Source organism: Actinoplanes sp. NPDC049599 (genome assembly GCF_044465625.1).
Taxonomy (GTDB): Bacteria; Actinomycetota; Actinomycetes; order Mycobacteriales; family Micromonosporaceae; genus Actinoplanes.
In genome coordinates, this window is record NZ_JBITLX010000025.1 from 87,383 (window position 1) to 105,991 (window position 18,609).

The 18,609-nt window shown below is 75.6% G+C and carries 4 protein-coding genes; all 4 read right to left on the reverse strand.

The window, feature by feature from the left end:
• Position 1: 1 nt before the first annotated feature.
• From ACIBQZ_RS33040 to ACIBQZ_RS33055, 4 genes are read right to left on the reverse strand one after another with little or no spacing between them, the layout of a single operon-like run.
• Entirely contained in the window at positions 2–799 is a 798-nt protein-coding gene (locus ACIBQZ_RS33040) for a thioesterase II family protein (RefSeq protein WP_396092756.1), read from the reverse strand.
• Positions 796–3,240 (reverse strand): beta-ketoacyl synthase N-terminal-like domain-containing protein, encoded by a 2,445-nt coding sequence (locus ACIBQZ_RS33045; RefSeq protein WP_396092757.1) that lies wholly within the window; start codon positions 3,238–3,240, stop codon positions 796–798. Before ACIBQZ_RS33045 ends, ACIBQZ_RS33040 begins: the two co-directional genes overlap by 4 nt.
• A gap of 8 nt (positions 3,241–3,248) precedes the next feature.
• Entirely contained in the window at positions 3,249–12,281 is a 9,033-nt protein-coding gene (locus ACIBQZ_RS33050; protein ID WP_396092758.1) for an SDR family NAD(P)-dependent oxidoreductase, read from the reverse strand.
• A 59-nt stretch (positions 12,282–12,340) separates the two neighbouring features.
• Positions 12,341–18,607 carry an SDR family NAD(P)-dependent oxidoreductase gene (locus ACIBQZ_RS33055; protein ID WP_396092759.1) on the reverse strand — a complete coding sequence of 2,089 codons (6,267 nt, stop codon included), beginning with the start codon at positions 18,605–18,607 and terminating at the stop codon, positions 12,341–12,343.
• Positions 18,608–18,609 lie beyond the last annotated feature (2 nt).

Consider the following 18,609-nt stretch of genomic DNA (forward strand, 5'->3'; position numbering starts at 1 on the left):
GTCAGATCCTCTCCCGCGCTCCCGAGGGGTACGGCAAGACGACGGCCCGCTCCCGCACGTGGGCGCGGATCTCGTCGACGAGCATCGGCGCGAAACGCCTGAACCCGTCGTCGAACAGGCTGAAGTGGCCGCCGCGCAACGCCCGTACCCCGAACGGTCCCGTGGTCTGCCGGGCCCACGCCGTGAGCGCCGCGGGTGGCGTGAGCGGATCGGCCGTCCCGCCGAAGGCGGTCAGGGGCGCGGCGAGCGGCCGCCGGCGAAGGTCGGGGCGGTAGTCGTCCAGCGCCCTCAGATCGATACGGGTGAGGTCGAGGAACCGGCGGCGGATGACGGGATACTCGTCCAGCCGCGCCGGAAGGCCGCCCAACCGGCGCAGCGCGGAGGCCAGGTCCTCGTCGGGGGCCCGGGGGCCGAGCCAGGGCACCGCCGGCTGTTCCCCCGGTGCGGCGCGTCCTGACACACCCAGCCAGGCGACCGGGACGCCTCGCGCGTCGAGGGCATGGGCGGTCTCGAAGGCCAGCACCGCGCCCAGACTGTGACCGAACAGTGCCAGCGGTGCGGCATCGGCCTCCGGCAGCAGGTCCTGCGCCAGCTGCTCGACGGTGGCGGCGAGGTCCCACGGCGGCGGCGCGGCCTGCCGCGGCCCCCGTCCCGGCAGGTCGATCAGCACGGTGTCCCAGCTTGCCGGGAGGGCGCGGGCGAGCGGGACGTAGGCAGTCGCCGAACCGCCGGCGTGGTGGAACACCGCCAGCCGCAGCGACGCGTCGTCCAGCCGCCGGGGCCGCACGAGCGTCGTCATGCCCGGACCACCCGCGCCGAGTCGTCCGCGGCCGATGCGATGTCCTCGGCCAGCCGGCCGAACAGCTCCGCGAGCGGCAGGTCGAGCGGCAGGTCGGTGGGTGGCAGGCCCACCGGGAAGTTCTCCTCGACCTGAGTGATGAACACGGTGGCCGTGAAGGAGTCCCCACCGGAGTCCAGAAAGGACCGCCGGGTGTCCAGCGGGTCCGGGGCCTGCAGGACATCGGTGAGCACGGTCAGCAGATGCTCCCGTACGGCCGCCCGGTCGTGCGGTTGTGGCAGCCCGGTCCGGGATGCCACCGAGCCGTCGCCGGCGTCCTCGTGCCGTACCCCCGGCACCGGTTCGTCCACCCAGTACCGCCGGCGCTGGAAGGGGTACGTGGGCAGGTCACCGAGCAGCCGCGCCGAGGGCCCGCGCAGGTGGTCGAAGCGCACGTCGGCGCCGGCGGTGAAGAGTACGGCCAGCGCCTCGAGGAACCGGGCGGGGGCGCCGGCCGGGTCGACGCCCAGCAGCGGCTCGGCCCCCTCGCCCGCCGCCTCCCAGTGCACCGAGGCCAGGGTGTCGGGCAGCGGCTCGCCGGTCTCGGGCGAGGCTCGCAGTCCCAGCCGGCCGAGGAGCCGGCACAGCAGCGGCCCGGGGTCCTCCCGGGTGTCCGTCTCGCCGTCGACGAGCCGCGGGAAGGCCGCGGCGAGCGCCGGAACCAGACGCCCGGCGGCGCCCACCGCGCGGACCCGGACCGACCCGACGACCTCGAACGGCGTGGCCGTCGCGCGGGCGGCGTGCTCGGCCCGCTCCAGCGCCTCGGCGAGGGACGCCCCGCTCGTGCCGACCACCGCCAGGCGCCGGGCGAGGGCTGCGCGCCCGGTGCGCAGGGTGTGGCACAGCGAGGGCAGGTCAGCCTCGGGGGTCGCCCGCAGACGGTCCCGGATCCGTGCGGACAGCACCGCCAGGGCCCGCTCGTCGCCGGCCGACACCGGTAGCAGCTCCACCCCGGCGCCGGGCGGGACCACGGCGGTGCTGCCGTCGGCGTCCGGGCGGTCATACGCCTCGAGCACCACGTGGGCGTTGGTGCCGCTCATGCCGAACGAATTGATGCCGGCCACCCGGCGGGACAGGCCGGCGGGCCACGCGCCGCCGCTCAGCGGCACCTGGAACGGCAGGTCCGGCCAGGGGATGTGGGGGTTCAGCTCGCCGTCGTCCGGGTGGCGGGCGGCAGGGATCTCCGCGCGCTCCAGCATGAGGACGGTCTTGATGACCGCGGCGATCCCGGACGCGGCCTCCAGGTGGCCCAGGCGGGACTTGACGCTGCCCAGGGCGAGGGGGATGCCCCGGTCCCGTACGGCCTCGGTCAGGACGTCCGCCAGCGCCCCGATCTCGATCGGATCGCCCAGCAGGGTGCCGGTGCCGTGCGCCTCGACCCAGCCCACCTCCTCCGGGCCGATCCGGGCGTCGGCCAGCGCGGCCCGGATGACCTCGCGCTGCGCGGCGCCGTGGGGCGCGGTCAGTCCGGACGCGGCGCCGTCGTGGTTGATGGCCGTGCCGCGGATCACCGCGTGCACCGGCCGGCCTTCCCGCAGCGCGTCGTCCAGCCGCATCAGGACCAGCGCGCCGACTCCCTCGCCGCGTCCGTAGCCGTCGGCGCCGGCGAGGAACGACTTGGAGCGGCCCTCGGGGGACAGCGCCCCCGTCTGGCACAGCGACACCATCAGGTTGGCCGACAGCAGCAGGTTGGACCCGCACGCCAGGGCGTACCGGCACTCGCCGGCCCGCAGCCCGCGAACCGCCAGGTGCAGGGCGGACAGCGACGACGAGCAAGCCGTGTCCACGCTGACGACCGGCCCCGAGAAGCCCATCACGAACGCGATCCGACCGGCCGCGAAACACAGTCCGCCGCCGGTGGTGTAGTACGGATCGATGCGCGTGGTGTCCGCCCGGTCGGCCAGCCGTTCGGCGTACTCCGAGGCCATGATCCCGAGGTAGACGCCGACGTTCAGGCGGTCGGAGCGCCGCACGGCGATGCCGGCGCGTTCCAGCGCCTCCCAGGAGGTCTCCAGCAGCAGCCGCTGCTGCGGGTCCAGGAACCGGGCCTCGCGCGCGGAGATGCCGAAGAACTCGGCGTCGAAGTGGGCGATGTCGGCGAGAAAACCCGCCCGGCCGACGTACGAGCGGCCCGGCCTGCCGGGTGTCGGGTCGTACACGGCGCGCAGGCCCGGGCGTTCCTCGGGCAGCCCGGACAGCGCGGTGCCCCCGCCGCGCAGGAAGTCCCAGTAGGCCTCGGGTGAATCGAGGTCATGGCCGGCACCGCCGGGCAGCCGCAGGCCCATGCCCACCACGGCGATCGGCGCGTGCCGTTCCTGCTCCAGTTCGCTGATCCGGGCCCGCAGCCGGCGGGAGAGCCTGAGCTGGTCCTCCATCAGGGCGCGTATCTGTGCGGGGTCCATGTCCGGCCTCATCTCTCTCCTGCCGTATCTGCCGACACGTCCGCCTGGACGGTGCTCAGGAGCTCGTCGAACGACAGCTCGCCAAGGGCGTCGTCGGACGGTTCGGGCCGTGGGCGCGCCGCACGGTCATCGTCCGGCGCCGGGTAGAGCAGTCCCAGGACGTGCCCGGCGAGCCCGGAGACGCTGGGGTGGTCGAACGCCACCGTGGCGGGCAGGTCGCGGCCCAGCGCCCGGGCCAGCCGGTCCCGCAGGTCGATGGCCATGATCGAGTCGACGCCCAGGTCGCCGAAGCCCAGGTCGGGATCGACCGGCACGTCCTCGCCGAGCACCTCGCCGGTCATCGACCGAAGGATGCGCAGGAGCAGGGCCCGGCGGTCCGGCGACGCCAGCGCGTCGAGGGCACTGCGCAGCCATCCCCGTTCCGGTGCGGTCCCGGCCGCCGTCCGCCGTTCTGCCGGTGGGGCGAGCAGCGCCGTCACGGGATGGCCGGCCGTCCCCGGGTCGAGCGCGACCGCGACCATCCGGGACCGTCGCCCGCCCAACACCAGGCCGAGCAGGTCCTCGGCCTCCGTGTCGGCCAGCGGACGGATTCCCCGGCGGTCGGCGGCTCGCCGGGCGGCGCCGTCGGCGGCCAGACCGCCCTGCGAGCGGGGCACCCACGGCCCCCAGGCGACGCTGACCGCGGGCACTCCGCGGGAGCGCAGCCACTCGGCCAGGCCGGCGAGGAAGCCGTTGGCCGCCGCATAGTTCGTCTGCCCCGGCGAGCCCAGCACGGCCGACGCCGACGAGTAGAGCACAAAGGCGTCCAGCCGGTGGTCGCGCAGCGCCCGGTACAACTCCACGGCACCCCGGGCCTTCGGGGCGAACACCGTCTCGAAGGACGCGTGGGTCTGTCGTTCGAAGGCGTGGTCGTCGATGGCCCCCGCCAGGTGCAGCACGGTCCGCAGGGGAGCGTGGCGGGCCGCGGTGGCCACCGCCGTACGGCAGGCGCCGGGATCGGTCACGTCGCCCCGCACCACCTCCACGAGCACCCCGTCCGCGGCCAGGCCGGCGATGGCGGCCCGCGCGGTGGCATCGGGGGCCGACCGGGCCATGAGGGTGATGGCGCGCACTCCGCGGCGGGCCAGGAAGGCGGCGCTGCTCAGGCCCAGCGCGCCGAGACCACCCGTGATCAGCGCCGCGCCCGTTGCCCCGGCGCCGGGCTCGGTGGGTTCGTCGGCGGCGCGATGGGGCACCAGCCGGGCGGTGTGCACCCCGCCGGCACCAACCCGGAGCACGGGGGCGGCCTGCTCGGAGACCACCGACCGGGTGAGTACGCCGGCGAGCGCGGCGCCGTCCCAGCCGTCGGCCAGGGTGATCCGCAGCAACCGGCGGCCGGGCTGCTCGGCAGCCAGGGAGGCGACCAGTCCGTACAGCGCGTCCCGCACCGGTGCGGAGTCGGCCTCCTGCACCGTCGACCCGAGCACCGCGTACGGGACGTCCGCCGGTGCCGCCCGCAGCGCCTCGGTGAGTTGCCAGGCCGCCGTCAGGGCCGCGTCCGGGAGCGACCCCGCCCCGGCCGGCGGGGCGCAGAAGCGGGCGTCGAGGACGACATCGGTGCCCGGCCCGGCCAGTTCCCGCCCGGTCGCCGCGCTCACGCGATGTCCGAGCCGGGTGAGCGCGGCGCGCACCGCGCGTCCGGTGTGCTCCTCGCCGCCGAGCAGCGCCACCTGGAGCCCGCGCGCCGGGCCGTCCGGCTCGACGGCTTCGCTTGCGGCAGACGGGTCCGGCACCCAGGTGAGGTCGTAGGCGTGCGGCACACCGCGGCGCAGCGAGCGCTGCAGCAGAGCACGGGGCGCGGAGCGGAAACGGAATCCGTCCACAGTGAGCACGGTCGTACCGGCCGCGTCGAACAGGTGCAGATCCGCGGACTCGACCTGCCGGAAGTCGTCTCTGCCGCGCTGCCGCACCGCCCGCACATGCCCCCAGAGCTCACGGTCGCCGCAGGGTCGTCCCGGGAAGGTCAGCCGCGCGGCCGCGAACGGAACGGCCAGCTCCCCGGCCTCGGTATCCCCGTTCCCCTCGCCCACCGCGAAGACCACCGCGCTCTGCAGACAGGAGTCCAGCAGCCCGGGATGGATCTCGTAGCCGGCGGGATCCTCGTTCATCCGGTCCGGCTCCGCGAACCGGATGAGGGCGTCATCGCCGTGGATCCAGGCCTCGGCGATCCACCGGAAGGACGGGCCCAGGTGGTAACCGAGGGAGTGCAGGCGCCGGTAGAAGTCGGGGCCGCTCAGGCGCCGGGTCGCGGCCGCGGTGAAGGTCTCGCGGTCGGGCGGGCGCCGGTCCCCGGCCGGGTGGTCCTCGGCGACCCGGGCCGCCAGGTGCTCCTGCCAGCGGTCGTGTTCGGCGTCGACCAGGCTCCGCACGCTCACCGTGCGGGAACCGTCGTCGCCCGGGACGTCGATGAGCTGGAGCTCGTAGCGCTCGCCGTCGTGCAGGACGAGCGCGCGCGGGAAGTGCAGGTCCTCCAGTGTGACCGGGGTGCCCCCGGCGCCCAGCGCGGACAGCACGGTGGCGGTCTGAGAGGCGCCGGGCACCGAGACCGTGCCGAAGAGCCGGTGATCGGTCAGGTGCGGCGGGTACGCCGTGCTCCGCTCGGTGGCGAAGACGCGCCCGCGCAGGGCGGGGGAACGCAACTCGGTGCCCCAGGCAGGGCCCGCGGGCGAGGAACCGGGTGCCGGCGTGGGCGCCGGGTCCGGGGTCGCGGGGAGCGGCGTCCAGTGCCGGGTCCTGGCGAAGGGGTAGTGCGGCGCCTCGCCGCGTGGCCGGCTGTGCCAGGGGTAGATCCGGTCCCAGGCCAGGTCGTGCCCGCGCTCGTACAGGGCCTTGGCGGCGGTCAGCAGGGACAGGCGGTCGGCCGCGCCCCGCCGCAACGAGGCCGTTAGCCCTTCCGCCGGCAGCCGGCCGCCGGACCGCGCGAGGTTGACCAGGGTCCGGTCGGGTCCGATCTCCAGGCAGAAGTCGATGTCGATCCCGGCCAGCTGCCGCAGGCCGTCGTGGAACCGCACCGGACCGCGGGCATGCCGGCTCCAGTACTCCGCGTCGTACGTGCCGGCACCGGCGAACTGCCCCGTCACGTTCGACACCAGCGGCAGCTGCGGCGCCCGGAATTCCAGCTGCCGCAGGCGTTCGGTGAGTTCCGGCAGCGCCGGGTCGAGCAGCCGGGAGTGGAAGGCGTGGGACACTCGCAGCGGGCTCACGCGGACGCCTCGCTCCTTGAGCGCGCTCGTCAGCCGGGAGATCTCGTCGGGTGCGCCCGACACCACAGTGGCCCCGGGGCCGTTGATCGCCGCGACATCCAGCTCGTGGCCCGCGATCCACTCCCGCACCTGTTCCTCGGGCGCGGCCACGGCGAGCATGGCGCCGCGCTCGGTGCGCTGCATGAGCCCGGCCCGGTGGGCGATCAGTTCGAGACCGGCGGCCCGGTCGAGCACCCCGGCGGACACCGCGGCGGCGATCTCACCCACGCTGTGTCCGATGACCGCCACCGGCGTCACGCCCCAGGACTCCCACAGGGCGGCGAGGGCGAGTTCGAGCGTCACCAGGGCGGGCTGGGTCACCCTCGTCTCGTCGAGCCGCGCGGGGTCCGTGCCGTACAGCGTCAGGTCGGCCAGCGAGGCGCCGAGCGCCGGGGCCAGCACCCGGTCGCAGGCGTCGAAGACCTCGCGGTAGACCGGCTCGGTCTCGTACAGCTGACGACCCATGCCGTAGTACTGGCTGCCCTGACCGGAGAAGAGAAAGGCGATCCGGGGCCGGCCCGCCGGCCGCGCCGGGGCCGGTGCGCCGCGCAGCGCCTTCAGCAGCTGCGTCCGGTCGCGGCCGAGCAACGCCCGCCGGTACGTCATGTGCGCGCGTCCGGCGCCGGCAGTGGCCGCGGCGGGGGCGACAGCTGCCTCCGGAGCGTCCTTGAGCCAGCGCTCCCAGGCATTGCCGAGGCGCTCCAGGCCCGTCGCGTCCGGCGCGGACAGCGGCACCAGCAACGGCTCGTCATCGTCGGGCGTGACGGGTCGTTCGCCGCCGGGGACCTCGGCGAGGACGACGTGCGCGTTGGTGCCGGTGAAGCCGAACCCGGAGACCCCGGCGACGCGTGGTTCGTCACCCGCGGGCCAGGCGAGGGGGGTGTCCACCACCCGGAGGTTCATGTCGGCCCAGGGCACCAGCGGGTTCGGCGCGTCGAAGTGCAGATTGGCGGGGATGACGCCGTGCCGCAGCGCCAGCACGGTCTTGATGACGCCGACGACGCCCGCCGCCGACTCGCAGTGACCGAGGTTGGACTTGATCGAGCCCACCCGCAGCGGTCTCCCGGGGTCGCGTCCCGGGCCCAGGACCCGCCAGGCGGCGCGCAGCTCGACGGGGTCGCCCAGTGCCGTGCCGGTGCCGTGGGCCTCCAGATAGGACACCTGTGCGCCGTCGACGCCCGCGTCGGCCAGGGCGGCCGCGAGCATCTCCTCCTGGGCCCGGCCGTGGGGAGCGGTCAGCCCCGACGAGGCGCCGTCCTGGCCGACGGCGCTGCCGAGGATCAGCGCCAGGACGCGGTCGCCGTCCCGGCGGGCGTCCTCCCACCGCTTCAGGACCAGGACCCCGCAGGCCTCCGAGCGGACGAATCCGTTGGCACCGGCGGAGAAGGTCCGGCATCGGCCGTCCGGGGAGAGCATGTGGGCCCGGCTGACCGCCACCGACGACAGCGGGTCGAGCAGTGCGTTGACCCCGCCGGCGAGCACGAGGTCGGTCTCGCCGGAGCGCAGCGAGCGGACCGCCAGGTGCAGCGCGGCCAGCGAGGACGAGCAGGCCGTGTCGACCGCCATCGCCGGGCCGCGCAGCCCCAGCGTGAAGGCGATGCGCCCCACGGCCGCGTTCAGTGCGGTGCCGGTGCTGTAGTAGGCGTCGACCCGCTCGGGTCCGCCGCGCGCCAGGAGCCGGGCGTAGTCGGCGTAGCTGATGCCGGTGAACACACCCGTACGGGAGCCGTGGAGTGTCCGCGGATCGATCCGGGCGTCCTCCAGCGCGTGCCACGACGACTCCAGCAGCAGCCGTTGCTGGGGATCGAGGTGCTCCGCCTCCCGTGCCGGGATGTCGAAGAAGGCGGCGTCGAACAGGTCGATCCCGTTGAGGAAGCCACCCTGGTCGGTGGTGAAGACCGTCCGGTCCCAGCGGCCATCGGGCACCGTCGTCACGCCGTCGCGGCCCTCGCTCAGCAGCTCCCACAGCTCCGCCACGGAGTCGGCACCCGGGAAACGGCCCGCCATGCCCACGATGGCGATGGGCAGGCCACCGCCGGGCGGGGGCGGCGGTGTCAGGACGGCGGGCGCCGCCGCCTCAGGGGCGAGACCCGCGTCCGCGCGTACGGGTATCGGCTCGGCAGGGAGCACCGCACGGGTCCGGCCGTCGTCCGGGCCGGAACCGGTCCGCTCCTCCCGCAGGCGCCGCAGCAGATGCCCGCTCAGCTCGTCCACGGTCGGCAGGTCGAAGACGTCCGCCGCCTGCACGGGGGTGCCGAAGGCGCCGGAGAGCCGGGCGGCCAGGTCCACGGCCATGATCGAATCGAGCCCCAGATCGAGGAGTCCGACGTCGGTACGCAGCGCCGCGGCATCGGAGTGCCCCAGCTGCGCCGCGACCAGCCGGAGCACCTGCGAACGGACGGCGTCCGGGAGAGCGCTCGGCGGCAGCGTAGCCAGCTCGGCCCGGACGGACGGCTCGCTCTCGGCGGCCGGCTGAGCGGCGCCGTTCGCCGCGGGAGCGGGCCCCCGGGACCCGGCCGCGCCGGCGAGCAGACCGCGGGGCCGCAGCCCGGACAGCACGCCGGCCAGCCGGGGCAGGTCGAGCGGGCAGGCCACGATGTGCCCGGCGGGTGAGTCCGTCGCGGCGGTCAGCGCGGCCCGGCCGGCCGCGGGAGTGAGCGCCGCGACACCCAGGCGCGCGAACCGCTCCCGCGAGGCGTCGTCGGCCATCCCGGCTCCGGCCAGCGCCCAGGGGCCGTACGCCAGGCTCACCGCCGGCAGGCCGAGGCCGGCGCGGTGGGCCGCGAGCGCGTCGAGAGCCCCGTTGGCCGCGGAGTAGGCCGCACACTCCTCGGTGCCCCACAGCGCGGACACCGAGGAGACCATGACGAAGAAGTCCAGGGGCCGGTCGGCGAAGGCGAGGTGGAGCCACCAGGCCGCCCCGGCCTTCGCGCTCAGCGCGGCGGCGAAGTCCCCGGCCGTGACATCCGGGGCCGGACTGCGCCGGAGACTTCCGGCGGCGTGCACGATGCCCGCCACCGGCGGCATCCCGGCGAGGGCCGTGTCGATCGTCGCGAGCGCCTCCGGCGTGTCCGCGCCGCCGCCCTGGTAGCCGACCGCCACACCGGCGGCGCGCAGTCCGGCCAGCAACGCTGCCCCCTCCGCCGGGAGATCCACCTCCGCGCGCCGGCCGACCAGCAGGAGGTGCCGCGCTCCGCGGTCGGCCAGCTCGGCCGTCAGCTCCCGCCCCACGGCGCCGAGCCCGCCCGTGACCACATAGGTGGCGTCGCCGCGTACCGGGAGCCGCGGGTGATGGCCGGGCGCGGCACGGAGCCGGGGCACGCGCACCACGCCCGCGCGTACCGCCGCGGTGTCCTCGAGGACCACCCCGGTGTGCGCGGCGGAGCGGGTCTGCGCCGCGGTGAAGTCCAGCGCCGTCCGTGCGTCCTGCGGCCCGGGGACGGCCGGAAGGTCGACGACGCCGCCCCAGGCCGAGCCGAGTTCGAGCCCGAGCACCGGCGCGAGACCGTGCAGCGGTCCGTGGCCGGTCAGCGCCGTCTGTTCCGGCGTGTCGACGCGCAGCACGCCGGCGGTCAGAACATAGGCCCGGTGCGCCCCGCCCGCTTGCGCCAGTGCGCTGACCGCGCCGGTGACGGCCGCGCAGAGCCGCGCGGTGGCGGCGACGGTCTCGGGGATGCCGGCGGCCTCGGCGAGCGTTCCCGGCACAGCGGGGGCGGCCGGCACCAGCAGCACGGAGGTCGGCGCGGCGTCCGCCGCCGTGGCCCAGAACTCCGCCCACTCCTCGGCGGTGGCCGGCAACGGGCCACAGACCCAGCCCGTCGGAACCGCCACCGGGGCCGGGGCGAGGACTGTGCCCCGCTGCCCGCGTGCCGCGGCCTCGGCCACCAGCAGACCGCGCAGCTCGTCGTCGTCGCCTGCCACCACGAACCGGGCGTCGAGGTCCGCGTCGCCCGGCTCGGCCGTCTCCCACCCCACCTCGTGCGCCACGGGCAGGCCGCTGCCGGCCGGATCGGCGGACGCCGAGGACGGCCGGGCGGGTGCGTACCGCCGGCGCTGCCACGGATACGACGGCAGATCCACCACGTGACGAGGTGCGGCGGTTGTCCCCGCTTCGGCGTCGGCGGGCTCCGTCCGGCCGGGGCCGACGGCAGGGTGTGGCTCGTCGGCGGCGAGAGCGCGAAGAGCGGCCTGCGCGGTGGTCGGGTCCGGCGCCATGATGCGGGCGCTCACCGGGAGCGGGGCCCGTCCGTCGGTGGCCGTACGGGCGAACGCCGCGTACTCGGCCGGCTCGGCCCTCTCGCCGGCGGCTGCGAGGTGGTCGGCGTACCGGGCGGCCAGCTCGCGCAGCGCGCCGGCGGTGTGCGCCGAGATGTCGAAGCCGGTGACCGGGGTGATCGCGGTTGCCGTCCGCTCCGGTGCCGGGCCCAGCACCACATGAGCGTTGGTGCCGCTCATCCCGAACGAGCTCACCCCGGCGTACCGGCCGGTCCCGGCCGGCCAGTCCAGCAGCCGCTCCGGCACCGTGATCCGGGTCCCGGACAGGTCGATGCGCGGATTGAGGGTGCGGAAGTTGACCAGTGGCGGCACCTGCCGGCGGTGCACGCACAGCATGGCCTTGACCAGGCCCGCCACCCCGGCCGCGCCCTCCAGGTGCCCGAGGTTCGGTTTCACCGCGCCGACGGGCAACGGGGCGCCGCCGTTGCGGCGGCCGAGCGCGGTGGCCAGCGCCTCCAGTTCGATCGGGTCGCCCAGCGCGGTACCCGTGCCGTGGGCCTCCACATAGCCGATGTCCTTCGGCTCCAGGCCGGCCCGGTCCAGAGCCGTCTCGATCAGCGAGACCTGAGACAGCACGTTGGGTGCGGTGAACCCGCCGGAGCGGCCGTCCTGGTTGACCGCCGTGCCGTGCAGGACGGCATGCACCCGGTCACCGTCGCGCAGAGCGTGATCCAGGCGCTTGAGGACGACGGCGCCGCAGCCTTCCCCGCGGACGAAGCCGTTGGCGCGGGCGTCGAAGGTCTTGCACAGGCCGTCGGGGGCGAGCGAACGCGTCTGCTGCACCAGCCGCATCGACCGGGGGGACAGGATGAGGTTGACACCCGCGGCGAACGCGATGTCGCACTCGCCGCGGTTCAGCGCCTGCACCGCCAGGTGCACCGCGACGAGGGAGGAGGAGCAGGCGGTGTCCACCGCGACGGCGGGACCCCGCAGGCCGAGCGCATAGGCGATGCGGCCGGCCGCGAAGCTGTGGCCGTTGCCCGTGGTCGCGTACGCGTCCGGCTCCGCCTCCAGCCAGTCCCGGTAGTCCTGCCACATGACACCGAGGTACATCCCGGCCGAGCCGAGCGTGGTCGCGGGGATGCCGGCGTTCTCCAGGGCTTCCCAGGTCACCTCGAGCAGCAGCCGGTGCTGGGGGTCGAGATGGCGGGCCTCGCGGGGACTGATGCCGAAGAACTCGGCGTCGAAGTCCAGCACGTCGCCGTCGAGGAAGCCACCACGCCGGGGCAGCCCCGCCCAGTCGTCGGCGAAGGGGCCCTCGCGTCCGGCCGGCAAGGAGCCGACGAGGTCGCGGCCCGCCGCCAGCGCCTCCCAGTACGCGCCGAGGGTGCTGATGCCGCCGGGCAGCCGCAACCCGACACCGACCACGGCGATCGGTTGCCGGCCCTGCTGGTTCTCCAGTTGCTCCCGCAGCGTCCTGATGGTCCGCAGGGCGCGGGTGAGCGGGGTCTGCTCGCCGGGCGTGCCGGTGGTGTTCTGAGCCATGAACCGGTTCCCTCGTGATCGGGTCCGACGGGGTGGGGTCAGGGACTGCGCAGCCTGGTTCAGGTGTCCGCTGTGGTGGTCAGTTGCCCGGCCAGGGCCCCGGCCAGCGTTTCCGGGGTGCCGTACGCCCACAGGAGCGTCGGTGAGAGCCGCAGCCCGAACGCCTCCTCCAGCCGGTTGCGCAGTTCCAGACTCATCAGCGAGTCGAGACCGAGGGCCCTGAAGGGCGTCTCCGGGCCGACGCCGTCGGGTTCCATGCCCAGCACCCGCGCCGCCAGTTCCCGGATCCGGCCCTCGACCAGCCGGGGCCGCTCCCCGGCCACCGTGCGCGCCAGCAGGTCACGGAACTCCGCGGCGTGCGCCCCGGGGGCCCGGTCCGGGTCGGCCGCTTCGCGCAACCATTGCCAGCTCCCGCAGGCGGCTGTCTCGGGATAGGCGTCGAACCACTGCCTGACCTCCAGTGGCACATAGCCGGTCACGACGTCGCCCCGCCGCAGCATCCGCAGCAGCGCGGGCCAGGCCTGCCCGGTGGTGACGCCGCCCATGCCGCGCTCGGCGAGGCGCGCTCCCCGCCGGGCGTCCTCGGCGGCCAGGCCGACGTCCGTGACCGGGCCCAGCTGCAGGCTCAGCGCGGGCAGGCCACGCCGCCGGCGGGACTCCGCGAAGGCGTCGAGACCGGCGTTGGCCGCCGCGTACGCCGCCTGCCCCGCGTTGCCGAACAGCGCCGCGGCCGAGGAGACCAGCACGAAGCAGTCCAGCGGATCGTCGGCCGTGACGGTCTGGAGGTGGTGGGCGCCGGCCACCTTGGGCCCGAGGACGTCCGCGAACTGCTCCGGCGTGACGGTGGCGATGGTGGCGTCGTTCAGCACCCCGGCCGCGTGGAAGACCCCGCGGATCGGGGGCAGCCCGGCGCGTACGGGCTCGAGGGCGGCCCGGAGCGCCGGCAGGTCGGTCACGTCGCCGCGCACCGTCTCGACGACCGTGCCCGCCGCCCGCAGGGCCGCCGTCCGGGTGGCCGCCCGGGCAGCCGGCGCCGACCGGCCCAGCAGGACGAGCGCGCCGGCCCCGTGCGCGGCCAGGAACTCCGCCAGCGACAGGCCCAGCGCGCCGAGGCCGCCGCTGATCACGTAGGTGCCGTCGGCGCGGAACCGGCCGCCGGGCAGCACCTGCGCCGCCACCTGCTCGACGCTTCCCGGGTCCGTCAGGACGCACGCTTGTGGAGCGCTGACCGCCTCTCCGGCCCGGCCGAAGAGGGCGGTGCGGACGGGAACGGGTCTGATCCTCCCCGCGGCCAGCAGGTCCCAGCCGGACCGGAGGGCCTGCGCCATCCGCGCGGGCGCACGGTGCAGCAGCCGCACTGCGTCCACCCCTGACACGCTGACGCCGCGAGCGAGTTGCGCCGCGTCGAGCCGGCCACCGTCCGCCGTGTCCGGGCCGTCGTCCGTCGGCTGCCCGAGCACGATCAGACGGCCGTCCTCGGCCAGCGCGGCAAGACCGTACTCGAGATCGGGCCCGGTCGCCGTGCCCAGGACCACGTCCACGCCACGGTCATCGGTGGCTGCGCGTACGGCGTCGATCCAGGACGGGTCCCGCGCCTCGTACGCCTGCGTGACGCCCAGCTCGCGCAGGGCCTCGAGCTGGTCCGCGTCCTGTGCGGTGGCGAAGACCCGGGCGCCCAGCTCCCGGGCCACCTGCACCGCCGCCGGACCGGCTGTCCCGCGCTCGCAGCGGATCAGCACCGTCTCGGACGCGTCGAGGCGGGCCACGTGGGACAGCGCGTACCAGGCGGTGGTCAGGGCCAGCGGGAGCGCCGCGGCGTCCGGGTCCGTCCAGTCATCGGGCACCGGCCGGGTGTGGTCGGCGCGTACCGTCACGTGCGTCGCCACTGCCCCCGTGGCCAGGGCGGCCACGCGGTCCCCCGGTGCGGGGCTGGTGACGTCCGGGCCGACGGCCACGACCCGGCCCGTGCACGCGTGGCCCGGCGTCGGCATCTCGCCCCCGCGCCCGGTGGCCGTCGCCGCGCCGGGCTCGACCAGCACGGCGGACACTTCGATCTCCACCTCGCCGGATCGCGGAGCGCGCCGCGTCAGCGGCACATACCGGCTGCCGCCGTCGGGGGCGATGCCGGCCCAGCGGAACGGCTGCGGCCGGGTACGCGGCACAGGCAGGGCGGCAAGCCGCTCCTCCGGCACGGAACCGCGGGCCAGACGCGCGCCGAACCGCCGCCCCTGACGCAGTGCCACCTGGTCCTCGCCGTCGTCGGTGAGCAGTTCCGTGGCGCAGGGCCCGGCCCAGCCGGCGGCATCGGCGGCCACGTCGACCACGCGCGGCGTCAGTTCCCCGTGTTCCCGCCGGAGCACCCGGGCGAAGCCCCAGTACGGGGCCGCACCGGGATCGGGCAGGTCCGAGGCGGTCACCGCCTGGGCACCTCTGGTCACGACGGCCAGCCGAGGCGGTTCACCGAGCGCCGCGCAGGCCCGCACCACGTCGGCGAGCCGGCTCAGACCGTCCTGCTGCGCCCGCGGCCCGTCCCCGGCGCGCGGAGCGAGGAAGACCACGCCCGCGGCATCCCGGGCACCGGCCAGCGGCTCACCGTCGGTGCCGGTGACCACGCCGGCCTCGACCCCGGCCGCCGACAACGCCGCGGCCAGCGCCTCCTCATCCGGGCCGGTGCCGCACACGACCCATCGCGCCCGCACGGCCGCGCCGGTGTTCTCCCGGGAGCCGTCGGTGGCGGAGTCGGTCAGATCCAGCCAGGCGAGGTGGTGCAGCCGGTCCGAGGAGTCGTCCGTGTCGCCGCCACCGGGCAGCGGTTCGAGCCGCAGTCCGTCGAGCGCCATCAGCGGTGCCCGGTCGGCATCGAAGAGGCGGATGTCGAGGCTTCCGTCGTGATGCCGGACGGCGTGCGACCACCCGGCCGTCACGGGCTCGCCGGTCGCGCCCAGCAGCCGCAGGCCGCGCAGCGCGGTGGGCACCAGGGCGGCCTGCCCGCCCACGTTCTCGCACAGGGTGAGGGCCACCTGCAGGGCCGAGTCCCACAGGGCCGGGTGCAGTCCGGCCGGCCGGTTGGTCTCGCGCAGCGCGTCGGGCAGGACGATCTCGCCCAGGGCCTGTCCGTCGGGGCCGGGGTACAGCCGCCGGATGCCTCTGAAGGCCGGGCCGTAGCTCAGGCCGCGCTCGCTCCACCGGCGGTAGAACGCCCCGGACTGCGTCGGCTCGGCCTGCGCCGCCCACTCCGGGAACGCGGGGGTCTCCGTCACGTCGGCCCATCCGTACGCCCGCGCCTCCGCGGCAACCTGCCACGCGCCACCGCCCTCGGGCAGCGTCAGCAGCCGGAAGCGCCCGCCGTCGGCGCGGTCCGCGCGCCACTCGACGGTGAGCCGGGTGGGCTGCTCCGACAGTGCGACCTCCCCGCGGAACGCGACGTCCGTCAGCCGCGGCACCGCCGAACGCATCCGGGCGCGTGCCGCGCCGACGGCGAGGGCCAGGACCGCCGCGGCCGGCAGTACGGAGGTGTCGTGCACGCGGTGGTCGCCCAGCCACGGCTGGTCCGTCACCGACAGCTCCAGCGGCCCGTGCCAGGTCCCGGCCACCCCCGGCACGGGGGACAGCTGCGCGGCGAGGCCGCGGACGGCGCCCGAACGGCGGGAGCGGCGCGGAACCCAGTGGCTTTCCGGCCGCAACGGGTAGCCCGGCACCCGGGCGTGCGCGTGCCGGGACAGCCCACCGAACGGCTCGAGCCCGGCGACGTAGCCACGGGCCAGGGCCAGCGTGAGCGCCGCCCGGTCGCCCTGGTCGCGGCGGATCGTGGTGAGCACCGCGGGCGGTTCGGGGCGCAGTGCGGCCAGTTGCTCCATGGCCGGGGTCAGCACCGGGTGCGGGCTGATCTCCACGACGTGGGTGACGTCCTCGTCGAAGAGGGCGTTCATGGCATCGGCGAACAGCACGGGTCGGCGCAGGTTCTCCGCCCAGTACGCGGCGTCCATCTCCGGCCCGTCGAGCACGCGGCCGTACACCGTGGACATCAGTGCGACGGTCCCGGTCCCGGGCCGGCTGGGCGCCAGAGCCCGCAGCAGGTCCGGACGCAGCTCGTCCATCTGCGGGCTGTGGGAGGCGTAGTCGACGTTGACCAGCCTGCAGTACGTGCCCTCCGCCTCCAGCAGTTCCTTGAGCACGAGCACCGAGTCCTCGCCGCCGGACAGCACGCATGCCCGGGGCCCGTTGTGCACGGCGAGGGCCACACTGTCCGTGAAGCCCTCCAGGGCCGCCTGCGCGGCGTCCCGGTCCAGGTCGACCGCGAGCATCCGGCCCCGGCCCGACGTGCGCCGGGCGATCGCGCTGCGCCGGGCGGTCACCAGCGCGGCGTCCTCGTACGACAGGATCCCGGCGAAGGTGGCCGCGGTGATCTCGCCCTGGCTGTGGCCGAGCACGACGTCGGGCTCCACCCCGGCGGCCCGCCACAGCTCGGCGAGCCCCAGGGACATGGCCCACAGCGTGGGCTGCAGGACGTCGATGCGGGTCGTCCAGAAGTCGTCGGTGCCGTCGGCGAAGACGGCGGTGAGGTCCCAGTCGACGTGCGGTTCGAGGGCCTTGGCGCAGCGGTGGATCACCTCCGCGAACGGCATGACGTCCCGGAAGAGTTCGCGGCCCATGCCCAGCCACTGCGAACCCTGCCCGGGGAAGACGAAGGCGGTGCGCCGGTGCGGGCGTGCGCGTCCCACCACCACGCCGGGCAGCTCGCCGGCCGCCTCGGTGAATCGGGCGCCGCGGTCGGCCGCGGCGGCGACGCCGGACAAGGCCGTGCGCAGCCGGTCGGGCTCGGCGACGGTCAACGCGGCACGGAGCGGGAAGTGGTCGCGGCGCCACGCGAGGGCGCCGGCCAGGGCGCCGACGCCGGCCGGAGTCCGCGGAACGCAGTCGGTCAGCTGCCGGGCCCGCTCGGCCAGTGCCGCCGGGTCCCGGGCCGACAGCGGGACGAACACCGGCAGTTCGGCGTGGCTCGCCCGGTCCGGGTCCGCCGGGTGCGCGGCCGGCTGCTGCTCGGGCGGGCCGGTCACCACCACGTGAGCGTTGGTTCCGCCCCAGCCGAAGGAGTTGACGCCGAGGTACAGGGGACCGGACGCGGGCAGGGTCACCGGTTCGCGCACCACCCGGACACCCAGTTCCTCGAACGGGATGTCGGGGTTCAGCTCCTCCGCGTGCAGGCTCGGCGGCAGCGTCCGGTGGCGCAGCGCCAGGAGCAGCTTGATCAGTCCGGCCATGCCCGCGCCGGCCTCGAGGTGGCCGATGTTGGTCTTGATGGAGCCGACCAGCAGCGGCTCGTCGCCCCGGTCCCGGCCCAGGACCCGCCCGAGCGCGGTCACCTCGATCGGGTCGCCGCGGCCGGTGCCCGTCCCGTGCGCCTCGACGTACGCCGGTGCTCCCGGTGGCAGTGGTCCGCCGTAGGCCTGGCGCAGCAGGTCCTCCTGCCCCGCCGGGCTCGGCGTCACGAGGCTCTCGCCGCCACCGTCGTTGTTGACGACCGTACGGAGCACGACGCCGTGGATGCGGTCGCCGTCGGCCAGGGCCCGGCGCAGCGTCTTCACGTACAGCGCGGCGACCGTCTCGCCGCGCACGAAGCCGTTCGCCGCCGCGGAGAAGGTCTTGCAGCGGCCGTCCGGGGACAGGGCGCCGAAGTGGGTCAGGCCCACCGTCACGTGCGGGTCCAGCATGAGATTGGTCGCCCCGACCACGGCGGCGTCGATCTCGCCCTGCCGCAGCGCCTGGACGGCCAGGTGCAGGGCGACGAGCGAGGACGAACAGCCGGTCTCCACCGTCATGCTGGGACCGCGCAGGCCGAAGACGTACGAGAAGCGGGCGGCGATGACGTCCAGGGCGTTGCCCACCAGACTGTGCGGGGTGGGGCGGGCGCCCCGGTCGGCGCGGAGCAGCTCGTAGTCGTGCCAGGAGGCGCCGACGTACACGCCCGTCCGGGAGCCGACCAGGTCCGAGGCTCGCTGCCCGGCGTCCTCGAAGGCGCGCCAGCCGACCTCGAGCAGCAGGCGCTGCTGCGGGTCGATGGCGGCCGCCTCGCGCGGTGAGATGCCGAAGAAGGCGGCGTCGAAGCGGTCCACCGAGTCCAGGAAGCCGCCGACCCCCTGGATCCGCAGCTCGGGATCGGGCTGTTCGCCGGCGTCCCAGCGGTCCGCCGGAACCGGGCCGATCGCATCGCCGCCGGACATCAGCAGCTGCCACAGGCTTTCCGTGTCCGGCGCACCGGGAAAACGCCCGGCCATTCCGACGACGGCGATGAGGTCGGCGGGATCACGATCTGAATGCGCAGTCATGT